Below are 20,717 nucleotides of genomic sequence, written 5' to 3'. Positions count from 1 at the left end.
AGTTTCGGGGGCGTGATGGCTATTCCACCGCGTCGAGGCGGACCGGGGTCTTGGCGGCGACGTCCCGGGTTACCCGGCGGCCGACGATCCGGTCGAGGAACTTGGGCGCGGCGCCGTAACCGGGGCGGACGCTGCGGACCGCATCCGGCGGGACGATCTCGCCCGCCTTCAGGTCCTTCACGAAATAGAGCGAGCGGCGGAACTGCATGTTGCCCGCCTCGCTCGACTTCCGGCCGTAGTCGATGCGGCCGAGGGCCTGCCAGCAGGTGCGGGCGGCGCCGCACAGGGCGGCAAGATCGGCGGGTTCGAGCGAGAAACTGTCGTCCGGGCCGCCGCCCGTGCGGTCGAGGGTGAAGTGCTTCTCGAGGATGGCGGCGCCCAGCGCAACGGCAGCGATGGCGGTCGTATTGTCGAGCGTATGATCCGACAGGCCGGTGACGCAGCCGAAGCGTCCGATCATGTCGGTCAGGGTGCGCAGGTTGTAATCGGACGCGGGCGCCGGATAGCCGCTGACGCAATGCAGGATCGCCAGCTCGCGGCAGCCGCCATCGCGGGCGGCGGCGATGGCTTCCGCGATCTCCTCGTCGTCGGCCATGCCGGTCGAGATGATCATGGGCTTGCGGGTCGCCGCGGCATAGCGGATCAACGGCAGGTCCACCGCCTCGAAGGACGCGATCTTGTAGGCGGGCGCGCCAAGGTCTTCGAGAAGGTCGATGGCCGTCGTATCGAAGGGCGAGGAAAAGATGGTAATGCCGCGTGCCCGCGCATGGTCGAACAGCGGCCGGTGCCAGTCCCACGGCGTGTGGGCCTCGGCGTAGAGGTCGTAGAGGGTGCGGCCGTCCCACAGACCGCCCCTTATGCGGAATTCCGGGGCATCGCTGTCGAGGGTGATCGTGTCCGGCCGATAGGTCTGCATCTTCACCGCGTCGGCCCCGGCCGCCTTGGCCGCGTCGATGATGGCGAAGGCGGTGTCGAGGCTGCCGTTGTGATTGGCCGACATTTCGGCGATGACATAGGGCGGCGCATCGCCGCCGATCACGCGGCCGTCGATGGTGATCGTTGGGGTTATAGCCGTCATGATGCCGCTCCCGTTCGCAGCTTCAGGGCGGCGAACATCAGCTCCGCCCGCTCCCAGTCTTCCGGCGTGTCGATGTCCTGCACCCGCCAGCGCGGCAGCAGCACCGCGCGCGAGCGGGGCGTGAAAAAGGGCCGGCCCTCCCGGAAGGCTTCCGGCCGGCCCCAGTAGAATTGTCCGGCATCGTGAAAGGCCGGCTCCAGATCCTGGCTGCGGGTCGCGAAATGCGCAGGCTGGAACATTTCCACCCCGCCATCGCCGCGCAGGCGCAGGGCGCGCTGAATGGGAAAGCCGTAACTTGTCGCCGAGAAGGCGTAGTCGGCGCCGCTGTCGATCAGCACCTCGAGACCGGCGCGGATATCGCCGGGGTCGAGGAAGGGCGCGGTCGCATAGGCACAGCAGACGACATCGGGCGCCCTGCCCGCCGCCGTCACCTCGTCGATGGCATGGGCGATCACCGGCGCGGTCGCGGTGTGGTCGTCGGCCAGATGCGCCGGGCGCAGGAAGGGCACTTCCGCCCCCTCTGCCCTTGCGACCTCGGCGATTTCCGCGTCATCGGTCGAGACCAGGATGCGGTCGAGGCAGCCACTGTGCCGCAAGGCGGCAATGGTCCAGGCGATCATCGGCCGACCGGCGAAAGCCCTGATGTTCTTGCGCGGGATGCGCTTGCTGCCGCCCCGGGCCGGAATGACGGCGATCCTCATGGCGCCACTGCCCGGCGCAGGGCGGCGATCACCTCGTCCTGCATCGCCTCGGTCAGGCCGGGATAGAGCGGCAGGCTGATCGCCTCGGCGTAGTAACGCTCCGCTTCCGGGAAATCGCCGGGGGCGAAGCCCTTCGCGGCGTAATAGGGCTGGGTGTGCACCGGTATGTAATGCAGGTTCACGCCGATGCCGGCGGCCCGCAACGCCTCGAACACCGCGCGGCGGTCGAGCGCGGGGTCGAGCCGGACGATATAGAGATGCCAGGCGGATTCGCCGTCGCCATGCTGAAACGGCACGCGCAGCGGCAGGCCCGCGAGCAGTCTATCGTAACGCCGCGCCAGCAAACGCCGCCGGGCGACGTAATCGCCGAGCCGGGTCATCTGCGACAGGCCGAGGGCGGCCTGAATGTCGGTCATGCGGTAGTTGTAACCGAGATCGACCTGCTGGTAGTACCACGGGCCGTCGGGCGCGTGGCTCATCAGGGCGGGATCGCGGGTGATGCCGTGACTGCGCAGGAGATCCATGCGCGCGGCGAGCGCGGGATCGCGGGTCAGGGCCATGCCCCCTTCCCCCGTGGTGATGATCTTCACCGGGTGAAAGCTGAAGACGGTGATGTCGCTGTAACGGCAATCGCCCACCGCTGCGCCGAGGTAGGTCGCGCCGATGGCGTGGGAGGCATCCTCGATCACGCGAAAACCGAAGCGCGTGGCGAGGTCGTGGATCGCGGCCATGTCCGGCGACTGGCCGGCGAGATGCACGGGCACCACCACCTTCGGCAACCTTCCCGCCACCTTCGCCTCGATCAGTTTCGCTTCGAGCGCCCGGGGGCAGAGGTTATAGGTCGCCGGGTCGATATCGACGAAATCGACCTCGGCCCCGCAATAGAGCGCGCAATTGGCCGAGGCGACAAAAGTAACCGGCGTGGTCCACAGGATATCGCCCGGCCCGAGGCCAAGGGCGAGGCAGGCGACATGCAGGGCAGAGGTCGCGCTGTTGACGGCAATCGCGTGGGGCGCGCCGCAGCGATCCGCCACCGCTGCCTCGAAGCGCGGCACCATCGGCCCCTGCGTCAGGAAATCGGAGCGCAGGACCGCGCCAACCGCGTCGATATCCGCCTGCGTGATGTCCTGCCGGCCATAGGGGATCATCAGATGTGTCCGATCTTCGCCTTGTTGTCCTCGATCCAGTGGCCGAGCTGTTCCGGCGACATCCACTCCTCGTTGTTGTCGCTGGCGTAGACGAAGCCTTCGGGCACCTTGCGGCCGCCGTTCACCCTCGCCATGCGCTGGGTCCAGGTGTGGATCGAGGGCAGGATCTTGTAATAGTCGTCATATTCATAGGTGTAGTAGCTGTCTTCGGCGCTGATCATCTGTTCGTGCAGTTTCTCGCCCGGACGCAGGCCGACGATATCCTGCCGCGCCTTGGGATCGACCGCCCTGGCGATGTCGGTCACCTTCATCGACGGGATCTTGCGGACGTAGATTTCGCCGCCCTCCATGTCGTTGAAAGCGTGCCAGACCAGTTCGACGCCCTGCTCCAGCGTGATCATGAAGCGGGTCATGCGGGAATCGGTCACCGGCAGCACGCCCTTGTCCTTGATCGACAGGAAGAAGGGAATGACCGAGCCGCGCGAGCCCATGACATTGCCATAGCGGACGACGGCGAAACGTGTATCCGCCGCGCCGGAATAGGAATTGCCGGCGACGAAGAGCTTGTCCGACACCAGCTTGGTCGCGCCGTAAAGATTGACCGGGCTGCTGGCCTTGTCGGTCGACAGGGCGACCACGCGCTTGACCTTCTTGTCGATGCAGGCATCGATCAGATTCATCGCGCCATGCACATTCGTCTTCACGCACTCGAAGGGGTTGTATTCCGCCGTCGGCACAATTTTGGTCGCGGCGGCATGAACGACATAGTCGACACCATCGAGCGCGCGATAAAGTCGCTCCCGATCCCGCACGTCACCGATGAAGAAACGCACACGGCTGTCGCCGGCATAAAGTTTCGCCATCTCCCACTGCTTCATCTCGTCGCGCGAATAGATGATGATCTTCTTCGGGTTGTAGCGATCGAGCGTCATGGGGACGAAAGTATTGCCGAACGAGCCTGTGCCGCCCGTCACCAGGATCGTGCTGTCAGGTTTCATTCCCGCGGTCTCCGGTTGCTGTCTGACCGGAACTTAAGGAGCAAACACCTTCCAGATGGTTACCGTCGTTGCGTTTTTTTAACCACGCGGAGCGCCCTCGTCAGGCGAAACTCTCCAGTGCCCGGATCGCGATTTCCTCGCCCCATTCCTGCACGAAGTGGCCCCCGCCCGCGATCTCCAGCGGCGCCGGACAATGCCGGATGAGGCCGCGCAGGAAGGTCATGGCCGGTGGCCCCAGCACGGGATCGGCCATGCCCACGGCCATGAAGCTCTGTCCCTGCCAGGTATTCGACCAGAATTCGCGTGCCCGCAGCCCTTCCGCCACGCCGTCCATTTCGGGCGAGACCGGCACGAGTTCGGGGAACCGGCGAACACCGCCCTTGTAGCGGGCATCGGGATAGGGCGCGTCATAGGCGGCGATTTCGGCCGGCGTCAGATGCGGCGTGCCGCGCCCGATCATGCGGCCGATGGCGAGGTCCGGCTGGCTGCGGTTGAAAGCCTTCCAGGCATCGAAGCCCGGCCCCGGGCTTTCACCCACCGGGATCGTCGTGTTCATGACGATCAGGCGGGAGAACCGCTCGGCCATGTCGGGGACGATGGTCAGGCCGTAGAGCCCGCCCCAGTCCTGACAGACCAGGGTCACGTTGCGCAGGTCCAGCCGCTCGATGAAGCGCATCAGGCTGTCGCGATGGAAATGATAGGTATAGGCGCCGTCGTCGGCCGGCTTGTCGGAGCGGCCGAAGCCGAACATGTCGGGCGCCACCACCCGCGCGCCGGCGGCGGCGAAGATCGGGATCATGCGCCGGTAGAGGTAACTCCAGGTCGGCTGGCCGTGCAGGCAGAGGAACGTCTCCGCCGCCCCCGCAGGCCCTTCGTCGAGATAATGCATCCGCAGACCCGCGAAGCCCGGCAGATCGTCGAGATAATGGGGGGCGAACTCGAAACCGGGCAGGCCGGCAAAACGCTCGTCGGGTGTACGCAGGATATCCACGGCCGCTCTCCTCGCCTCGATCGCCCCTCTGGCGGGGACGCTTCCCGCAGAGTGGCGCCGGGGCAGCCGGGCGGTCAACCCTGCCCCTCCCCCCTTTCCGAGGGGCAAGGGTTCGGCGATTTCACGGCGGGCCATCCTGCTCCTCGGCAGGGTGCTGGCCATCGAAGGCGGCATCGCGTGGGTCCTGCGAGATTTCCGCCCCTGTCATTCATCCCACTTCGGCTGGAATTTAGATGACGCCATCACCCGGTAGGGTGAAGAAAAACGGCGTGAGCGTGATAGAGATAAGTTGATCTTATTTCTCGCAGCGAAGGCACGGAGTTCTTCATCTTGGCGAACATCGACGGTACGGCGGGCAATGACCGCCTGGTGGGGACTTCCGGGGCCGATCTGATCGCCGGCTTCGAATTGGACGACAAGCTCTACGGCAAGGGCGGCGACGACACGCTGTCGGGCGGCGAAGGCAGCGACCGGCTGGACGGTGGCCTGGGCGCCGATGCCATGACGGGCGGGTCCGGCGATGACAGCTATGTGGTCGACGATGCCGGGGACACGGTAACGGAAGCGGTGGGTGAGGGCCGCGACACGGTGACCGCCTCTGTCGGCTTCGTGCTGGCGGCAGGGGTCGAAGTGGAACGACTGGTAGCGGCCGGCACCTCGGCGATCGACCTGACGGGCAATGGATTCGCCAATGCGATCTATGGCAATGACGCCGCCAACGTGCTGATCGGCGGCGGTGGCGGCGACAATCTCTATGGCCGGGGCGGCGACGACACATTGACCGGAAGCGCGCTGGGCGACCTGCTGGACGGCGGCACAGGCGCCGACATCATGACGGGCGGCGCGGGCGACGACAAGTATTCCGTCGACGATGCGGGCGACATGGTGACGGAACTGGCGGGCGAAGGCCGGGACCGCGTCGTGGCCAGCGTCAGCTACGCCCTGAGCGCCGGGGTGGAGGTCGAGGAACTCTATTCGCAGGGTACCGGCGCGATCGATCTGACGGGTAATGAATACGCCAATGCACTCGTCGCCAATGACGCGGTGAACCTCCTGTCGGGCGGCGACGGCGACGACCGCATCAATGCGCGCGGCGGTGCCGACACGCTGGACGGCGGCGCCGGCGATGACGTGCTGATCGGCGGCACCGGCGCGGACGCCATGGCGGGCGGCGCGGACGACGATACCTATTACGTCGACGATGCCGGCGACACGGTGACGGAACTCGTGGGCGAAGGCGCGGACCGCGTCCTGATCGAGACGACCTGGACCCTCGGCGCCGGCCAGCATGTCGAACAATTGGTGGTGCGGGGCAGCGCCAACATCGACGTGACGGGCAACGAGCTGGCGAACGAGATTTTCGGCAACGCGGGCGCCAATGTTCTGTCGGGCGGCGGCGGTGACGACACGATCCATGGCGCGACAGGCGACACGCTGGACGGCGGCTTCGGCGCGGACAGCTATATCGTGAGAGGCGGCGGCACGGGCACGATCCGGGTGATCGGCGAAGCGGCCGACAGTCTCTCGACCACGGACACGGGCTGGCTGGCGGCGGGCACGGCGCTGCTGGACGGCGTGCTGGTGAAGCGTTTCGTCAACGGCAATGTCACCATGACGGTGGACGCCGCCATCGACACGTCGGGCGTGCAGATCGTCCCGATCGGCGCCACGGTGACCACCGCCGGCTACGACCGCCAGGTGATCGACCTGACCAACCTTGCCGCGGCCCAGGGCTTCATCATCCAGGGCGATACGGCTTATGACCGGGCCGGCTGGAGCGTCTCGTCGGCGGGCGACGTAAATGGCGACGGGTTCGATGATCTCATCACCGGTGCGCCATTTGGTAGTGACGGTGGCCTGGCTGCCGGCGAGGCATATGTGGTGTTCGGCGGGGTGGGAGGCTTCGGTACCGCAGTGGGCAGCCGTGAAGTAGTTGACCTGACCAGTTTATCAGCTGAGCAGGGCTTCATCATTCAGGGGGACGCCGGTGATCATCGTAATGGTTTCCCACCCGGGGTTAGGTTGGGTGACGTAGCCGGCTTTAGCATTTCTTGCGCGGGCGACGTGAACGGCGATGGATTGGATGATCTTATAGTTGGCGCATATGGGGGCGCCGACGGCGGCAACGCAGCCGGCGAGGCCTATGTGGTCTTCGGCGGTGTCGACACCTTCGGCACCGACGTGGGCGGCCGCCAAGTGATCGACTTGACCATGCTGTCAGCGGCCCAGGGGTTTATCATCCAGGGCGACGCAGCCCAGGACAATGCTGGCAGGAGCGTTTCGTCTGCAGGTGACGTAAACGGGGACGGCTTCGACGACCTGATCGTCGGCGCGCCCTACGGCGACGACGGCGGCAACTCAGCCGGCGAGGCCTACGTGGTCTTCGGCGGCGCTGCCACTTTCGGCACCGATGTGGGCGGCAGACAAGTGATCGACCTGACCACGCTGTCGGCGGCCCAGGGCTTCATCATCCAGGGTGATGCCGTGGCGGACTATACCGGCCGGAGCGTCTCGTCTGCGGGTGACGTGAACGGCGACGGCTTCGACGATCTGATCGTCGGCGCCAATGGAGGCGACGACGGAGACGGTAGGGCTGGCGAGGCCTATGTGGTCTTCGGCAGTGCCGGCACCTTCGGCAACGAGCTAGACGGCCGCCAGGTGATTGACCTGACCACGCTGTCGGTGGCCCAGGGCTTCATCATCCAGGGCGACACGGGCGACGACCGTGCCGGCATTAGCGTTTCGTCGGCGGGTGACGTGAATGGCGACGGCTTCGACGACGTCATCGTCGGGGCTTACCAGGGCGACGACGGCGACATCAATGCGGGGGAGGCCTACGTGATCTTCGGCGGCCACACCTTCGGCACCGATGTCTCGGGCCGGCAGGTGATCGACCTGACGACGCTGTCGGTGGCCCAGGGCTTCATCATCCAGGGCGACACGGGCGACGACCGTGCCGGCGCCAGTGTCTCGTCGGCGGGTGACGTGAATGGCGACGGCTTCGACGACCTGATCGTTGGCGCTAGCTTCGGCGACGACGGCGGCGACCATGCCGGCGAGGCTTATGTGGTGTTTGGCTCCGGCAGCGGATTCGGCAACGATGTGGGCGGTCGCCAGGTGATCGACCTGACGACGCTGTCGGCGGTCCAGGGCTTCACCATCCAGGGCGACGCGGCGGGGGACGCTGCCGGCATCAGTGTCTCGTCTGCGGGTGACGTGAACAGCGACGGCTTCGCCGACCTGATCGTCGGCGCCAGTTTGGGTGACGACGGCGGCAACGCTGCCGGCGAGGCCTATGTCATCTTCGGCGGGCCGGCCGGTTTCGATCTGGCGCAGGTGGCGGGCAGCAGCGACGGCGACGACACGCTGACCGGCACCGCCGCCTCGGAACGCCTGATCGGCGGGCGTGGCAACGACACGCTGGTGGGCAATGGCGGCGCGGATGTCTTCGTCGGCGGCCAGGGTGACGATCTGATCGACATCGGCGCGGGCAGTTTCTTCCGCGTCGACGGCGGCACCGGCAGCGACACGCTGGCGACCACGGCCAGCCTCGACTTCACCGAGCTCGACGACGTCATGATCCAGGGGATCGAGATCATCGACATCACCGGCAACGGCGGCCAGACCCTGACCTTCGACGCGACCGACGTCCTCGCCTTCGGGGCCGTGAATACCGATGTGCTGGGGACCACGCATGACAATGTCCTGACGATCGCGGGCGACGCGGCGGATTCCGTCACCCTGTCCGGCCTCGCCACCGCCGGCTCCATATCCTTCGGCGGCAACGACTGGGACCTCTATGCCGTCGGCGGCACGGTAGTGCTGGCGATCGACAGCGACATCAATCTGGTCTGACCGGGGATCGCCCGGTCAGCGGGCGAAGGGCATCGCCGGAACACCGGGACCGTCACCCCTGCCCTTCGCTGTCGAGGGGCAGGAGTTCGGCGATCTCGCGGCGGAAGGGCACCGCCTCGTCGTCGCGCGGCGGAGTGTCCAGTTCTTCTGCATAGCGCCGGCCGGCATAGGTCGCGTGGGCGATGGTCGCCGGGGCCAGGGCATCGCCGATCACGCTCACGCTTTCGATGCCGGCATCGGCCCATTCCGCCTGCCGCGCCTTCAGCGAAAGCGCCAGCGCCTCCTCAGGCAGGCGCGCGGTCACCAGCACGACGGCATCGCAGGCGAGACGCTCCGCCCGGCCGGTGAAGGTGCAGGACAGGCCGACCTCGCCCCGGCCGATAGCATCGAGGGCGGTGAAGGGGCGGATCGTCACGCCCTTCTCGATCAGGCGCTTCTGGATGAAATGCTGTTCCATCGTTGCCCGGGTCCAGGTCGAAACCTCGGACGCGGGTGTGACGTAGGTCGTCTCGCAGCCGCGCGCGGCCAGTAGTTCGGCCATCACCCCGCCCATGTAATAGTGGTCGTCGTCGAAAACGACGACACGGCCGCCCGCCGGCAGGCGCCCGTCCATGATATCGCCGGGCGTGAACACAGCCGCGCCCGCGTCGATGGGGATCGGCTTCGTGTGCAGATGGCCGACGCCATCGGCCCGCCAGTGGGCGCCGGTCGCGATGGCGATGCGCGGAATGCCGAAACCGAGGACATCGTCAGCGGTCAGCCGGCTGTCGAAATAGATACCGACATTGGGCAGGCGGTCGAGCTGGCCCTTGCGGTAATCGACGACGCGCATCCAGGCGGCGAGGCCGGGCAGCCGCGCTTCCCGCCGCACCCGGCCGCCGAGCGCGGTGCCCGCCTCGGCCAGGGTGACGTCGTAACCCCGCTTGCCCAATACCTGCGCCGCCTCGAGGCCGGCGGGACCGGCGCCGACGATCAGAACGGGTTTTGTCGTCTGGCGCGGGCGGACCTTTTCCGGGTGCCAGCCCTTCCGCCATTCCTCGGCCATGGTCGGGTTCTGGGTGCAGCGGATGGGCGAAGAGGTGAAATCACCCGAGACGCAGATATTGCAGCCGATACACTCGCGGATCTCGTCGATCCGGCCTTCCTCGATCTTGCGGGGCAGGAAGGGGTCGGCGATGGACGGCCGCGCCGCGCCGATCATGTCGAGCACGCCCTTCCGCACCAGGCTGGCCATGCGATCGACCGAGGTGTAACGCCCGACACCGACCACAGGTTTGCTGGTCAGGCGGCGGATGCCGGAAATGAACGGCTCCTGCGCGCCTTCCTCGGCGAAGCGAGAGGTGCGGCTGTCATTCTCCCACCCGGCCAGGGTGACATCCCACAGGTCGGGCAATTCGGCCATCAGACCGATCATGTCCTCCACCTCCTCGCGGTGGAGACCGCCCTCACCCAGCAATTCGTCGACCGAGATGCGCAAGGGAACGGCACAGGTATCGCCCACCGCCGCCTTGGTGTCCTCGGTGATTTCACGAAGGAGACGGATGCGGTTCTCGATCGGGCCGCCATATTCGTCGATCCGGTCGTTGAAGCGGCGCGACAGGAAATGATGCAGGAAGCCGAGGGCATGGGCGGCATAGACATAGATAAGGTCGAAACCCGCGCGCTTCGCCCGCTTCGCCCCGGCGAGATGCCAGCGCCGCAGGTTGCGGATATCTTCCTTGTCCATGCGCCTCGCCTGCACGGGATCGTAGGTGAAGGTCGCGACCGGCAGATGGGCCGGGCCCATCGGCACCTCCCGGGAATAGAGATTGGGGCCGTTCATGCCATTATAGGCCAGCTCGATTCCGGCGAGGCTGCCGTGCTCGTGAATCTTCTCGACCGTCCGCGCCAGCGCGGGGATATCCCGGTCGTCCCACAACCGGGCCTCGATGAAAGGGGTGATTTCCGAGCTGTGGTGGAACTCGGCCTGTTCCGTGCAGACGACGGCCCAGCCGCCTTCGGCCTTCACGCCGCGCATATGGGCGAGCGCGGTCGGATCGCGATAACCCATGCCGTTGCAATGCGGGACCTGATAGAAGCGGTTCTTCGCCGTCACCGGGCCGATCTTCACCGGCTCGAACAGGATGTCGTAACGCCCCGGCCTTGCGTGGCCCTCAACTGCTTGCGTCATGTCTTCACCACCCGGTCAGGGCTTCAGACTAGCGCAGCCATCGGGAAGGCACAGACGATTCGATCCCGGCCGCGACACCGCATCCCCATTACCCATTTTGGGTATTGGTCCGTCGGTGTTAACGTAAATTAGTGTAAATCGCGTGCTTCGGGTGTCAGCGGAACCGCTTCCGGCCGGCGACCCGATTCTTTCCATGGAGTGCGGACTTCCGTGCAATCGCCGTTCATGGTCACCCGGTCGGAGGAGATGGACAATTCCCGTCTCTTCACCATCCATTTCCTGCGCTTCTTCCTGCGCGCCTCGCGCCAGATGACGGAGGCCTTCGACGGCGACATGGAAATGGCGATCATCGCCCAGGCGGTGGCGATTTCGACGGTGGAAGCCCTGCTGCGCGAAAACAATTTCAAGGAAGAGTTCCGCAGTCTCGACGCCATCGTCGGTACCGAGCGGCAGCGCGGCTGCAACGCCCTGTCGATATCGCAGGCGACCGGGCTGCCGCGCGAAACCGTCCGGCGCAAGATGCTGCGGCTGGTCGAGATGGATATCCTGATCCGGCGCGGCAAGGGTGATTTCATCATCCGGCCGGGTGTGGTGCAGGGCCCGATCTATCGCGCGCTCTATCAGGACATCGCGGTCATGGCGGCGCGCATGTTCGGCGACTGTCTCGACGACGGCATCTTCAACCTGGTGGGCAAGACCTCGACCTGACGTCTGGCGGCAGGTCTGAAAGACGCTGGACCTCACGCTATATGTCCATTATTCTCGACATATGGACATTGATGACGCACTTGCCGCCTTCGCCGCCCTCGCGCAAGCCACGAGGCTGGAAGTCCTGCGCCTTCTCGTCCGGCATGAGCCGGCGGGCATGGCCGCGGGCGACATCGCGCGGACCCTGAATACCCCGCACAACACGATGTCGAGCCATCTCGCCATCCTGGCCCGCGCCGGCCTCGTCACGGCCGAGCGGCAGAGCCGGTCCATCCTCTACCGTGCCCAGCTCGACCGGGTGCGGGGGCTGGCCGCCTATCTGCTCGAGGATTGCTGCGCCGGCCGGCCCGACCTCTGTTCCCCCCAACGACGGGAGGCCCCCATGCCCGACCGCATCTTCAACGTGCTTTTCCTGTGCACCGGCAATTCCGCCCGTTCGATCCTGGCCGAAAGCATCCTCGCCCATGACGGCGCCGGCCGCTTTCGCGCCTTTTCCGCCGGCAGCATGCCGAAGGGCGAGGTTCACCCGCTCGCGCTCAAGGTCCTTGCCGGTTACGACTGTCCGGTCGAGGGAATGCGCTCCAAGAGCTGGTCGGAATTCGCCGGACCGGAGGCGCCGGTGATGGATTTCGTCTTCACCGTCTGCGACAACGCGGCTGGCGAGGTCTGTCCGGTGTGGCCCGGCCAGCCGATGACCGCCCATTGGGGGATCGAGGACCCGGCGGCCGTGACGGGCAACGACCTGCAGCGCGAAGCCGCCTTCGTCGCCGCCTTCCGCTTCCTGCGCAACCGGATCGCAGCCTTCACCGCCCTGCCCCTCGCCAGTCTCGACCGCATGACGCTGGGCGCGCGCCTGCGCGAGATCGGTAAGGGCGAAGGCTCTACCCAGCCTCGCGCCGACATCGCCTGACCGGGACCCTCGTGACCATGGACGTCGTCATCTATCACAATCCGGCCTGCGGCACCTCGCGCAACACCCTCGCCCTGATCCGCCATTGCGGGGTGGAACCCCATGTCATCGAGTATCTGAAGACGCCGCCCAGCCAGGCGATGGTGCGCGACCTCGCCCGCCGCTGCGGCCTGCGCTTACGCGAGCTGTTGCGGCGCAAGGGCACGCCCTTCGACGAGCTCGGCCTCGGCGATCCCGCGCTTTCGGACGAGGCGCTGCTCGATGCCGTCGAGGCGCATCCGATCCTCCTGAACCGGCCCGTCGTGATCAGCCCGCTCGGCGTTCGGCTGTGCCGCCCCTCGGAAGCGGTGCTGGACCTCCTGCCCCCGCCGCCCGCAGCCGAATTCCGCAAGGAAGACGGCGAGCTGGTGCTCGATGGCACCGGTAACCGCGTATCCCAAGGCTGAAATCATGTCCCTGTTCGAGCGTTTCCTCACCCTCTGGGTCTTTCTGTGCATCGTCGCCGGCATCGCCCTCGGCCATCTGGTCCCCGGGGTGTTTCAGGCGATCGGCGCGGCCGAGGTCGCGAAGGTCAACCTGCCGGTCGCCGTGCTGATCTGGCTGATGATCGTGCCCATGCTGGTGAAGATCGACTTCGCCTCCCTCGGTCAGGTCGCGAAGCACTGGCGCGGCATTGGCGTGACCCTCTTCGTCAACTGGGCGGTGAAACCCTTTTCGATGGCGCTGCTCGGCTGGCTCTTCATCGGCCATCTGTTCCGGGACTGGCTGCCCGCCGAACAGATCGACAGTTACATCGCCGGCCTGATCATCCTCGCCGCCGCGCCCTGCACTGCCATGGTCTTCGTCTGGTCCAACCTGACGAAGGGGGAGCCCGTCTTCACCCTGTCGCAGGTGGCGCTGAACGATGCCATCATGATCGTCGCCTTCGCGCCCATCGTCGCCTTCCTGCTGGGCCTTTCCGCCATTTCTGTGCCGTGGGACACGCTCGCCCTCTCGGTCGGCCTCTATATCGTCGTGCCGGTGATCGTCGCGCAAGGATTGCGCCGCGCCTTGCTGGCGAGGGGCGGTCTGGAGCGTTTCCTCACCCGGGTTCAGCCGCTGTCCCTCCTTTCGTTGCTGGCGACCCTCGTCCTCCTCTTCGGCTTTCAGGGCGAACAGATCCTGGCCCAGCCGCTGGTGATCGGCTTGCTCGCCGTGCCCATCCTGATCCAGGTCTATTTCAACGCCGGCCTTGCCTATGCCCTCAACCGGCTGGCCGGGGAAGCCCATTGCGTCGCCGGGCCGTCGGCGCTGATCGGCGCCTCCAACTTCTTCGAGCTTGCGGTCGCGGCCGCCATCAGCCTGTTCGGTTTCCAGTCGGGCGCGGCGCTTGCCACCGTCGTCGGCGTGCTGATCGAAGTGCCGGTGATGCTGACCGTGGTCGCCCTGGTCAATCGCAGCAAGGGCTGGTACGAGGGCCGGCACGGCTGACCCCGCCCCCGTCCGCCAAAGGACCGCCGACGTGACCCCGCACCCCGCCCGACCGCCCCGCGCCCGCGGCTGGTTCATCACCGGCCTCGGCATCGGGCAGGTCTGTTCGTGGGGCACGCTCTATTACAGCTTCCCCCAGATCGCCGCCGCGATGGAGGCGGAGCTGGGCTGGTCGAAGACGGCGCTTTACGGCGCGGCGACCCTTGGCCTTCTGCTCGCCGGCCTTGCCGCCTGGCCGGTGGGCGCCGCCATCGACCGGGGCCATGGCCGGCAGGTCATGAGCCTTGCCTCCCTCGCCGCCGGGGCGCTGTTCTTCCTGTGGTCGCGGGTCGACAGTCTCGCGCTTTATTATCTTGCCGTGGCGGGCCTCGGGCTTTTGCAGGCGATGACGCTTTACGAGCCGGCCTTCGCCGTGGTCGCCCGCCGCACCGGGCCGCTGGAGGCACGGGGCGGCATCACCGCGCTGACCCTGTGGGGCGGTTTTGCCTCGACCGTCTTCATCCCGCTGGACCAACTCCTGCTCGACCGGATGGGCTGGCGCGACACGCTGCTGGTGCTCGGTCTCGTCAATATCGCGGTCTGCGCCGTGCTCTATGCCATCGTGATCGACCGGCGCCGCGATGCCCCGCGCGCGGTGCCCGAACCCCCACCCCCGGGCGACGCGCCGGCCAGGGGCGCCGCCGCGGAAGCCATGGCGAAACCAGCCTTCTGGGGCCTCGCCATCGCCTTCACCGCCTATGCCGCGACCTTTTCCGCCTTCACCTTCCACCTCTATCCGCTGCTCGCCGAACAGGGCTTCGACGCGGGCAGCGTGGTCGCCGCCATGGCGGTGATCGGGCCGGCGCAGGTCGCAGGAAGGATCGCCATCTGGGTACTGGCGCCCCGCGCCTCGGTACGGCGCATCGGCTCCGGCGTTGTCGTGGTCTTCCCCCTTGCCCTTGGCGCCCTCGCCCTGTTGCCGCCGGTCTTCGCCACGGCGGCGCTGGTCGCCGCGCTTTACGGCGCCGCCAACGGCATCATGACCATCGTGCGCGGCCTTGCCGTGCCGGAGATGATCACCAGGCGGTCTTACGGCGCCATCAATGGCTTGCTGGCCGCGCCCGCGCTGGTCAGCAAGGCGCTGGCCCCGGCGGCGGCGGCCCTGCTCTGGGCCGCGACCGGGTCCTATGGCGCGGTGCTTTGGGCGATGATCGTTGGCGCCTGCCTGCTTGCCCTCGCCTTCTGGCTTGCCGTCGCCCTCAGCCGGCGCGAGGAAGGCCCGGCAGCCTGAGCCGCCCTCCACCCGAAGGCGGATGGCGGGCCTCCGCCCCCGCCCCTAGGCTTCACGCCGGTTCTGGCGTGAGGGTTTGGAAATGCTGACACCATTGACCGGGCGGAGTGTGATCGTCACCGGGGCGAGCAAGGGCATCGGGCGGGGCATCGCCCTTCGCTTCGGCGAGGTCGGCGCGAAGGTCCTCGTGGTCTCGCGCAAGCTGGCCGAGGCCGAAGCGGTCGCGGCGGAAATCGTGGCGGCCGGCGGCAGCGCCAGCGGCTTCGCCGCCGATGTCGCCAAAGCGGCCGATACCAAGGCCATGGCGGCGAAGGCGGTCGAGCTGCATGGCGGCATCGACATTCTCTGCGCCAATGCCGGCATCTTCCCGACCGTGCCCCTGTCCGAAATGACCGAGGAGGATTACGCCGCGGTGATGGACACCAACCTGAAAGGCACCTTCCTGTCGGTCGCGGCCTGCCTGCCGGCGATGAAGCAGAAGCGCGGGGGTCGCATCATCCTCACCTCCTCGATCACCGGGCCGATCACCGGCGTTCCCTTCATGACCCATTACGCCGCATCGAAAGCCGGTCAGCTCGGTTTCATGCGGGCGGCGGCGCTCGAACTCGCGCCCTGGCGGATCACGGTCAACGCCGTGCTGCCCGGCAATATCGCGACCGAAGGCTTGCTCGGCCTCGGCGCCGAGCATGTCGCCAAGATGGAGGCTTCGGTGCCGCTGAAGCGCCTCGGCCATGTCTTCGACATCGCCAATGCCGCGATCTATTTCGCCTCCGACGAAGCGTCCTATGTCACCGCCCAGTCGATCGTGGTCGACGGCGGCCAGATCCTGCCCGAAGGCGGCCTCATGGCGCCGGAGCTGGAATAGTCCCGCGACTTCAACCGGCCGAAAGGTCGCGCCGCAAGCCTTCGAGGATGCGGCTGAAGACCTCCGGCCGGTCCAGCGCGCGGGACAGCACGATGGCGCCCTGAATGCCGCCCACCGCCGCTTCGGCGAGAGTGGCGGCATTCGCCCTGCCAAGACGGGTCAGGGCCGCCGCCAGCGCCTCGACCCAGGCGGCGAAATAATCGCGCAGCGCGGCGGCGAACAGGTCCCGCGTGTCGGCGAGGGCGAAGGCGCCGACGAGACAGACCCGGCGGCCCGTGCGGAAATAGCTCTCGCAGGCGGCGAACATATGGTCGATGGCCGGCCCCGCGTCGCCATCCCGCAAAGGGGCGTAGATTTCCCGCTCGAACCAGCCGCCGATCTCGTCCAGCACCGCCGCCGCCATCTCCGCCTTCCCGCCCGGGAAGAAGTGATAGAGGCTGCCCTTGCCAAGGCCGGTGGCGGCACCGATGCGGGCAAGGCTCGCCCCTTCATAGCCATGCTCGCGGAACACTTCCGCCAGCAGGGGCACGACATCGGCGCGCTCGTGAACCTGTCTTGCCATGATCCCTCTAAACCCCGTCCCCTCGTCATGCCGGCGCAGGCCGGCATCTCGATCAAGGAGGGGCGCCCTTCCGTCTCGAGGTCCCGGCCTTCGCCGGGACGACGATGGTCGTCCCCTACAGGCCGAGGTCGGAAAGACCGGGATGATCGTCCGGTCGGCGGCCCGAAGGCCAGTGGAATTTCCGCTCCGCCTCCTGGATCGGCAGGTCGTTGATGCTGGCGAAGCGACGCCGCATCAGGCCGTGGGTATCGAATTCCCAATTCTCGTTGCCATAGGAGCGGAACCAGTTGCCGGCATCGTCGCGCCATTCGTAGGCGAAGCGGACGGCGATCCGGTCGCCGGCATGGCACCAGACTTCCTTGATCAGGCGGTAATCCAGCTCCCGCGTCCATTTCCGTTGCAGGAATTCAACGATGGCGGGCCGACCGGTCACGAATTCCGCCCGGTTGCGCCAGACGCTATCCGGCGTATAGGCGAGGGAGACGCGCGCGGGATCGCGGCTGTTCCACGCATCTTCGGCCATGCGGGCTTTCAGGGCGGCGGTCTCGGCGGTGAAGGGCGGCAAGGGGGGACGGTCGGACATCTCGGGCACTCCAGTTTGTACTATTCAGTCCATATTGTACCTTTCGGTATATCGGTCAAGCGACACGCCGCCGCAGCCCCGCCCCTGGAATGTAACATTTTGTAAATGCTCTTGTTTCGGCGCCCGATCCGTTCCATCTGATGAAAGAATTTCTGGATCGCAAGCGGAGCCCGAGCCCATGACGAACAGCAGCAGCCTTGCCGCGGCCCCTGCCCGGCGTCGGCGCTGGCCCTGGATCGCCGGGGCGGCGGCGGTCCTCGTCATCGGCGCCTTCTTCCTGCTCAGGGGCTCCTCTGGCGTCGAATACAAGCTGCAGACCGTAACCCGCGGCACCCTGACCGTGACGGTGAGCGCGACAGGCAGCGTGAAGCCCGTCGATCAGGTCGACGTCGGCGCGGAGATCAGCGGCCTCGTGAATGAACTGCTGGTCGACTACAACGACCAGGTGAAGGCCGGGCAGGTTCTGGCCAGGCTCGACACTTCCCTGCTCGAAGCCAAGGTCCGCCAGTCGGAGGCCAATCTCCTGTCGGCGCAGGCCGGCGTCGCGGAGGCGCAGGCGGCGCTTCACCTCGCCGAAGTCACCGCCCGGCGCACCCAGGCCCTCGCCGACAACCGCTATGCCTCGGCCTCGGCACGGGACAAGGACATTGCCGAACTCGGCCGGGCGCAGGCGGCGCTGCAATCGGCGCAGGCGGGCGTGAAGGTCGCGGAGGCGATCCTGACCTCCGACCGCTCGAACCTCGACAAGGCGACCATCCGCTCCCCGGTCGACGGGGTGGTGATCTCGCGGAAAGTGGAAGTCGGCCAGACCATCGTCGCCAGCCTGCAGACGCCGGTCCTGTTCACCGTCGCCCGCGACCTGACCGACATGGAATTGAGCCTCGATGTCGACGAAGCCGATATCGGCCATGTCGCCGAGGGGCAGAAGGCGACCTTCACCGTCGACGCCTATCCGACCCGACTGTTCGATGCCGTCGTCACCTCGGTCCGCCTCGCGCCGAAGAGCGATCAGGGCGTGGTGACCTATGAGGTTCTGGCCCGGGTCGCCAACCCCGACCTCGCGCTTCGCCCGGGCATGACGGCGACCGCCGATGTCATCGGCGCCGTGCGCGAGAATGCGCTGCTGGTGCCGAACGGCGCCCTGCGCTTCACCCCGCCCAGCATCGCCTATGACACACTCGACAAACTGCCGCCGGACAAGGCGCGGGTCTGGCTGCCCGATGGCGATGCGCCAAAGGCGATGGTGGTCGGCCTTGGCCTGAGCGACGGGCGCCAGACCGAGGTGATCGCCCCCGACCTGTCGCCCGACACGCCGGTGATCACCGATATCGTCCGCGCGAAGACGAAGTGACGGGCAGGCCGTCATGCCCCTGATCGAACTTTCCGGCATCCGCAAGACCTATGGTCAGGGCGAGGCCGAGGTGGTGGCCCTCGCCGGGATCGACATGGTGATCGAGCGGGGCGATTTCGTCGCCGTCATGGGGCCCTCCGGCTCGGGCAAATCGACGACGATGAACATCATCGGCTGCCTCGACACGCCCACCGCTGGCACCTATCGCTTCAACGGCATCGACGTGACCAGCCTCGACCGCAACGGCCTCGCGCTGTTGCGCCGGAACCATCTCGGTTTCGTGTTCCAGGGCTTCAACCTGCTGAAGCGAACGTCGGCCATCGAGAATGTCGAGCTACCCCTCGTCTATCGCGGCATGGCCCGGGCGGAGCGGCGGGCGAAGGCGGCGGCGGCACTTGCCCAGGTCGGCCTCGCCGGGCGGGAGAAGCATACCCAGGCCGAGCTTTCGGGCGGGCAGCAGCAGCGCGTGGCCATCGCCCGCGCCATCGTGACCGAGCCCGAGCTGCTGCTGGCCGACGAGCCGACCGGCAATCTCGACAGCGAGCGCAGCCGCGAGATCATGGAACTTCTCGTCGACCTGAACCGCAACCACGGCATCACCGTGATGATGGTGACCCACGAGCCCGACATGGCGGAATTCGCGAAGCGGCAGATCCGCTTCAAGGACGGCCGCATCGTCTCGGACGAGGTGCGGCCATGATGAGCTTCGCCACCACCCTGCGCATGGCCTATCAGGAATTGCAGCGCAACCTGATGCGCTCCATCCTGACGACGCTCGGCATCGTCATCGGCATCGCCGCCGTGATCGCCCTCGTCACCCTCGGCCAGGGCGCGACCGCCAGCATCACCGACGAGATTTCCAGCCTCGGTCGCAATCTGCTGATCGTCGCGCCCGGCAATGCCGGCAAGGGCGGACCGCCGCAGGCCGCCGCGCCCTTCAAGCTCGCCGACGTGAAGTCGATCGAGCGGGACGTTTCGGGCATCGTCGCCATCGCCGCGGTCTCGACCCGGGCCGCGCCGGTTGTCCTCGGCAACAACAGCTGGTCGACGACGGCGATCGGCGCCGACGCCAATTACTTCGCCGTCCGGGAATGGCCCCTCGTCTCCGGCCGCGCCTTCGACGAGGGCGAAATCCGTTCCGGCAAGACGGTCTGCGTCATCGGCCAGCGTGTGGTGACCGAGATTTTCGGCGCGCAGGACCCGATCGGCGCGCCGCTTCGCGTCGGCGGTTTCCCCTGCACCGTGATCGGCACCCTGTCGGAAAAGGGCCGCTCGATCATTGGCACCGATCAGGACGATGTCGTGATCATGCCGCTGAAGACATTCCAGCGGCGAGTTTCCGGCAATCAGGATGTCTCGCTCATGCTGGTCTCGGCCGCGAGCGCCGAGGAGACGCTGAAGGTCAAGGACGACATCCTCGCCCTGATGCGCGAGCGGCGTCACATCACGGCGAACAAGACCGACGATTTCCAGGTCAACGACGTCTCTGAAATCGCCGCCATCGTCGGCGGCGTCACCGTGGTGCTGACCGCCTTCCTCGGCGCCATCGCGGCCATCTCGCTCATCGTCGGCGGCATCGGCATCATGAACATCATGCTGGTCGCGGTGACCGAGCGCACGCGCGAGATCGGCATCCGCCTCGCCATCGGCGCCCTCGAGCGCGAGGTGCTGGCCCAGTTCCTGACCGAGGCGGTGCTGCTTTCCCTCTTCGGCGGACTGATCGGCGTCGTGCTCGGCCTATCCCTGTCGGCGGCGGGCACCGCCATTCTCAACCTGCCTTTGCTGATCAGCCCCGGCGTGATCGTGCTTGCCACCCTGTTCTCAGGCCTCGTCGGCGTCGGCTTCGGCTATTTCCCGGCGCGGCGCGCGGCGCGAATGGACCCCATCGACGCGCTGCGGCACGAGTGATCCCCGTCCGGCGTGTGCTGCACGGCAACAACACATCCGGAAACATAAAAAAGTCCCCCGTCCGGGTGATGCGCGTATCCCGCTGCATTACGGACACTGTTACCCGAAACGAAAGCAACTGTTGGCCTATCGGGGAACCAACGGCTGAC

At 66.9% G+C, this 20,717-nt stretch carries 18 protein-coding genes; 10 read left to right on the top strand and 8 right to left on the bottom strand.

The window, feature by feature from the left end:
- Window positions 1-19 precede the first annotated feature (19 nt).
- The 5 genes from pseI to DKG74_RS01865 form a co-directional block, all read right to left on the bottom strand.
- Complete coding sequence (pseI, locus tag DKG74_RS01885) at window positions 20-1,078, bottom strand: pseudaminic acid synthase (protein WP_165837484.1); 1,059 nt, start codon at window positions 1,076-1,078, stop codon at window positions 20-22.
- On the bottom strand, window positions 1,075-1,779 hold the full coding sequence (gene pseF / locus DKG74_RS01880; protein WP_109902010.1) for a pseudaminic acid cytidylyltransferase: 705 nt from the start codon (window positions 1,777-1,779) through the stop codon (window positions 1,075-1,077). Before pseF ends, pseI begins: the two co-directional genes overlap by 4 nt.
- Window positions 1,776-2,927 (bottom strand): UDP-4-amino-4,6-dideoxy-N-acetyl-beta-L-altrosamine transaminase, encoded by a 1,152-nt coding sequence (gene pseC / locus DKG74_RS01875; protein WP_109902008.1) that lies wholly within the window; start codon window positions 2,925-2,927, stop codon window positions 1,776-1,778. The genes pseF and pseC overlap by 4 nt, the downstream gene beginning before the upstream one ends.
- Window positions 2,927-3,925: a UDP-N-acetylglucosamine 4,6-dehydratase (inverting) gene (pseB, locus tag DKG74_RS01870; protein WP_109902006.1), complete on the bottom strand. Its 999-nt coding sequence runs from the start codon at window positions 3,923-3,925 to the stop codon at window positions 2,927-2,929. The genes pseC and pseB overlap by 1 nt, the downstream gene beginning before the upstream one ends.
- Before the next feature lie 100 nt (window positions 3,926-4,025).
- The gene (locus DKG74_RS01865; protein WP_243403990.1) at window positions 4,026-4,916 is read right to left on the bottom strand and encodes a haloalkane dehalogenase; all 891 of its coding nucleotides are present in this window, start codon (window positions 4,914-4,916) and stop codon (window positions 4,026-4,028) included.
- A gap of 330 nt (window positions 4,917-5,246) precedes the next feature.
- Between DKG74_RS01865 and DKG74_RS21610 the strand changes: the two genes are divergently transcribed.
- Window positions 5,247-8,771, top strand: a complete 3,525-nt coding sequence (locus tag DKG74_RS21610) for a beta strand repeat-containing protein (RefSeq protein WP_165837483.1) — start codon at window positions 5,247-5,249, stop codon at window positions 8,769-8,771.
- Between the two features lie 52 nt (window positions 8,772-8,823).
- On the opposite strand, the gene DKG74_RS01855 is transcribed toward DKG74_RS21610, so the two are convergent.
- Window positions 8,824-10,941 carry an oxidoreductase gene (locus DKG74_RS01855; RefSeq protein WP_109902002.1) on the bottom strand — a complete coding sequence of 706 codons (2,118 nt, stop codon included), beginning with the start codon at window positions 10,939-10,941 and terminating at the stop codon, window positions 8,824-8,826.
- 210 nt (window positions 10,942-11,151) lie between these two features.
- Between DKG74_RS01855 and DKG74_RS01850 the strand changes: the two genes are divergently transcribed.
- From DKG74_RS01850 to fabG, 6 genes are all read left to right on the top strand, one after another.
- On the top strand, window positions 11,152-11,649 hold the full coding sequence (locus DKG74_RS01850) for a hypothetical protein (RefSeq protein WP_207779197.1): 498 nt from the start codon (window positions 11,152-11,154) through the stop codon (window positions 11,647-11,649).
- 61 nt (window positions 11,650-11,710) lie between these two features.
- The gene (locus DKG74_RS22535; RefSeq protein WP_109901998.1) at window positions 11,711-12,559 is read left to right on the top strand and encodes a metalloregulator ArsR/SmtB family transcription factor; all 849 of its coding nucleotides are present in this window, start codon (window positions 11,711-11,713) and stop codon (window positions 12,557-12,559) included.
- A gap of 17 nt (window positions 12,560-12,576) precedes the next feature.
- Window positions 12,577-13,005 carry an arsenate reductase (glutaredoxin) gene (gene arsC, locus DKG74_RS01840; RefSeq protein WP_109901996.1) on the top strand — a complete coding sequence of 143 codons (429 nt, stop codon included), beginning with the start codon at window positions 12,577-12,579 and terminating at the stop codon, window positions 13,003-13,005.
- Between the two features lie 4 nt (window positions 13,006-13,009).
- On the top strand, window positions 13,010-14,029 hold the full coding sequence (gene arsB, locus DKG74_RS01835; RefSeq protein WP_109901994.1) for an ACR3 family arsenite efflux transporter: 1,020 nt from the start codon (window positions 13,010-13,012) through the stop codon (window positions 14,027-14,029).
- Window positions 14,030-14,060: 31 nt separating this feature from the next.
- The gene (locus tag DKG74_RS01830) at window positions 14,061-15,299 is read left to right on the top strand and encodes an MFS transporter (RefSeq protein WP_109901992.1); all 1,239 of its coding nucleotides are present in this window, start codon (window positions 14,061-14,063) and stop codon (window positions 15,297-15,299) included.
- Window positions 15,300-15,381: 82 nt separating this feature from the next.
- Window positions 15,382-16,164, top strand: coding sequence for a 3-oxoacyl-ACP reductase FabG (fabG, locus tag DKG74_RS01825; RefSeq protein ID WP_109901990.1), 783 nt, complete (start codon window positions 15,382-15,384; stop codon window positions 16,162-16,164).
- Window positions 16,165-16,174: 10 nt separating this feature from the next.
- On the opposite strand, the gene DKG74_RS01820 is transcribed toward fabG, so the two are convergent.
- Both DKG74_RS01820 and DKG74_RS01815 read right to left on the bottom strand, forming a co-directional pair.
- Window positions 16,175-16,726: a TetR/AcrR family transcriptional regulator gene (locus DKG74_RS01820; protein WP_109901988.1), complete on the bottom strand. Its 552-nt coding sequence runs from the start codon at window positions 16,724-16,726 to the stop codon at window positions 16,175-16,177.
- 115 nt (window positions 16,727-16,841) lie between these two features.
- Window positions 16,842-17,309 carry a nuclear transport factor 2 family protein gene (locus tag DKG74_RS01815; RefSeq protein ID WP_109901986.1) on the bottom strand — a complete coding sequence of 156 codons (468 nt, stop codon included), beginning with the start codon at window positions 17,307-17,309 and terminating at the stop codon, window positions 16,842-16,844.
- Window positions 17,310-17,487: 178 nt separating this feature from the next.
- Here DKG74_RS01815 and DKG74_RS01810 point away from each other — a divergent pair, with 178 nt between their 5' ends.
- From DKG74_RS01810 to DKG74_RS01800, 3 genes are read left to right on the top strand one after another with little or no spacing between them, the layout of a single operon-like run.
- Window positions 17,488-18,660 carry an efflux RND transporter periplasmic adaptor subunit gene (locus tag DKG74_RS01810; protein WP_165837482.1) on the top strand — a complete coding sequence of 391 codons (1,173 nt, stop codon included), beginning with the start codon at window positions 17,488-17,490 and terminating at the stop codon, window positions 18,658-18,660.
- A gap of 13 nt (window positions 18,661-18,673) precedes the next feature.
- A complete protein-coding gene (locus DKG74_RS01805) occupies window positions 18,674-19,360 on the top strand; it encodes an ABC transporter ATP-binding protein (protein WP_109901982.1) in 687 nt (228 codons plus the stop codon).
- The gene (locus DKG74_RS01800) at window positions 19,357-20,568 is read left to right on the top strand and encodes an ABC transporter permease (protein WP_207779196.1); all 1,212 of its coding nucleotides are present in this window, start codon (window positions 19,357-19,359) and stop codon (window positions 20,566-20,568) included. Before DKG74_RS01805 ends, DKG74_RS01800 begins: the two co-directional genes overlap by 4 nt.
- Window positions 20,569-20,717 lie beyond the last annotated feature (149 nt).

The sequence above is a fragment of the Zavarzinia aquatilis genome (genome assembly GCF_003173035.1).
Taxonomy (GTDB): domain Bacteria; phylum Pseudomonadota; class Alphaproteobacteria; order Zavarziniales; family Zavarziniaceae; genus Zavarzinia; species Zavarzinia aquatilis.
The sequence above is the reverse complement of the archived record's forward strand: the minus strand, read 5'-3'. Positions and strand labels throughout refer to the sequence as shown.

Coding starts and splice junctions, on each gene's coding strand:
- pseF (WP_109902010.1), bottom strand. CDS start 1,779: ATGAGGATCGCCGTCATTCCGGCCCGGGGCGGCAGCAAGCGCATCCCG.
- DKG74_RS01855 (WP_109902002.1), bottom strand. CDS start 10,941: ATGACGCAAGCAGTTGAGGGCCACGCAAGGCCGGGGCGTTACGACATC.
- pseB (WP_109902006.1), bottom strand. CDS start 3,925: ATGAAACCTGACAGCACGATCCTGGTGACGGGCGGCACAGGCTCGTTC.
- DKG74_RS01815 (WP_109901986.1), bottom strand. CDS start 17,309: ATGTCCGACCGTCCCCCCTTGCCGCCCTTCACCGCCGAGACCGCCGCC.
- DKG74_RS01820 (WP_109901988.1), bottom strand. CDS start 16,726: ATGGCAAGACAGGTTCACGAGCGCGCCGATGTCGTGCCCCTGCTGGCG.
- DKG74_RS01805 (WP_109901982.1), top strand. CDS start 18,674: ATGCCCCTGATCGAACTTTCCGGCATCCGCAAGACCTATGGTCAGGGC.
- DKG74_RS01810 (WP_165837482.1), top strand. CDS start 17,488: ATGACGAACAGCAGCAGCCTTGCCGCGGCCCCTGCCCGGCGTCGGCGC.
- DKG74_RS22535 (WP_109901998.1), top strand. CDS start 11,711: ATGGACATTGATGACGCACTTGCCGCCTTCGCCGCCCTCGCGCAAGCC.
- DKG74_RS01800 (WP_207779196.1), top strand. CDS start 19,357: ATGATGAGCTTCGCCACCACCCTGCGCATGGCCTATCAGGAATTGCAG.
- pseI (WP_165837484.1), bottom strand. CDS start 1,078: ATGACGGCTATAACCCCAACGATCACCATCGACGGCCGCGTGATCGGC.
- fabG (WP_109901990.1), top strand. CDS start 15,382: ATGCTGACACCATTGACCGGGCGGAGTGTGATCGTCACCGGGGCGAGC.
- arsB (WP_109901994.1), top strand. CDS start 13,010: ATGTCCCTGTTCGAGCGTTTCCTCACCCTCTGGGTCTTTCTGTGCATC.
- arsC (WP_109901996.1), top strand. CDS start 12,577: ATGGACGTCGTCATCTATCACAATCCGGCCTGCGGCACCTCGCGCAAC.
- pseC (WP_109902008.1), bottom strand. CDS start 2,927: ATGATCCCCTATGGCCGGCAGGACATCACGCAGGCGGATATCGACGCG.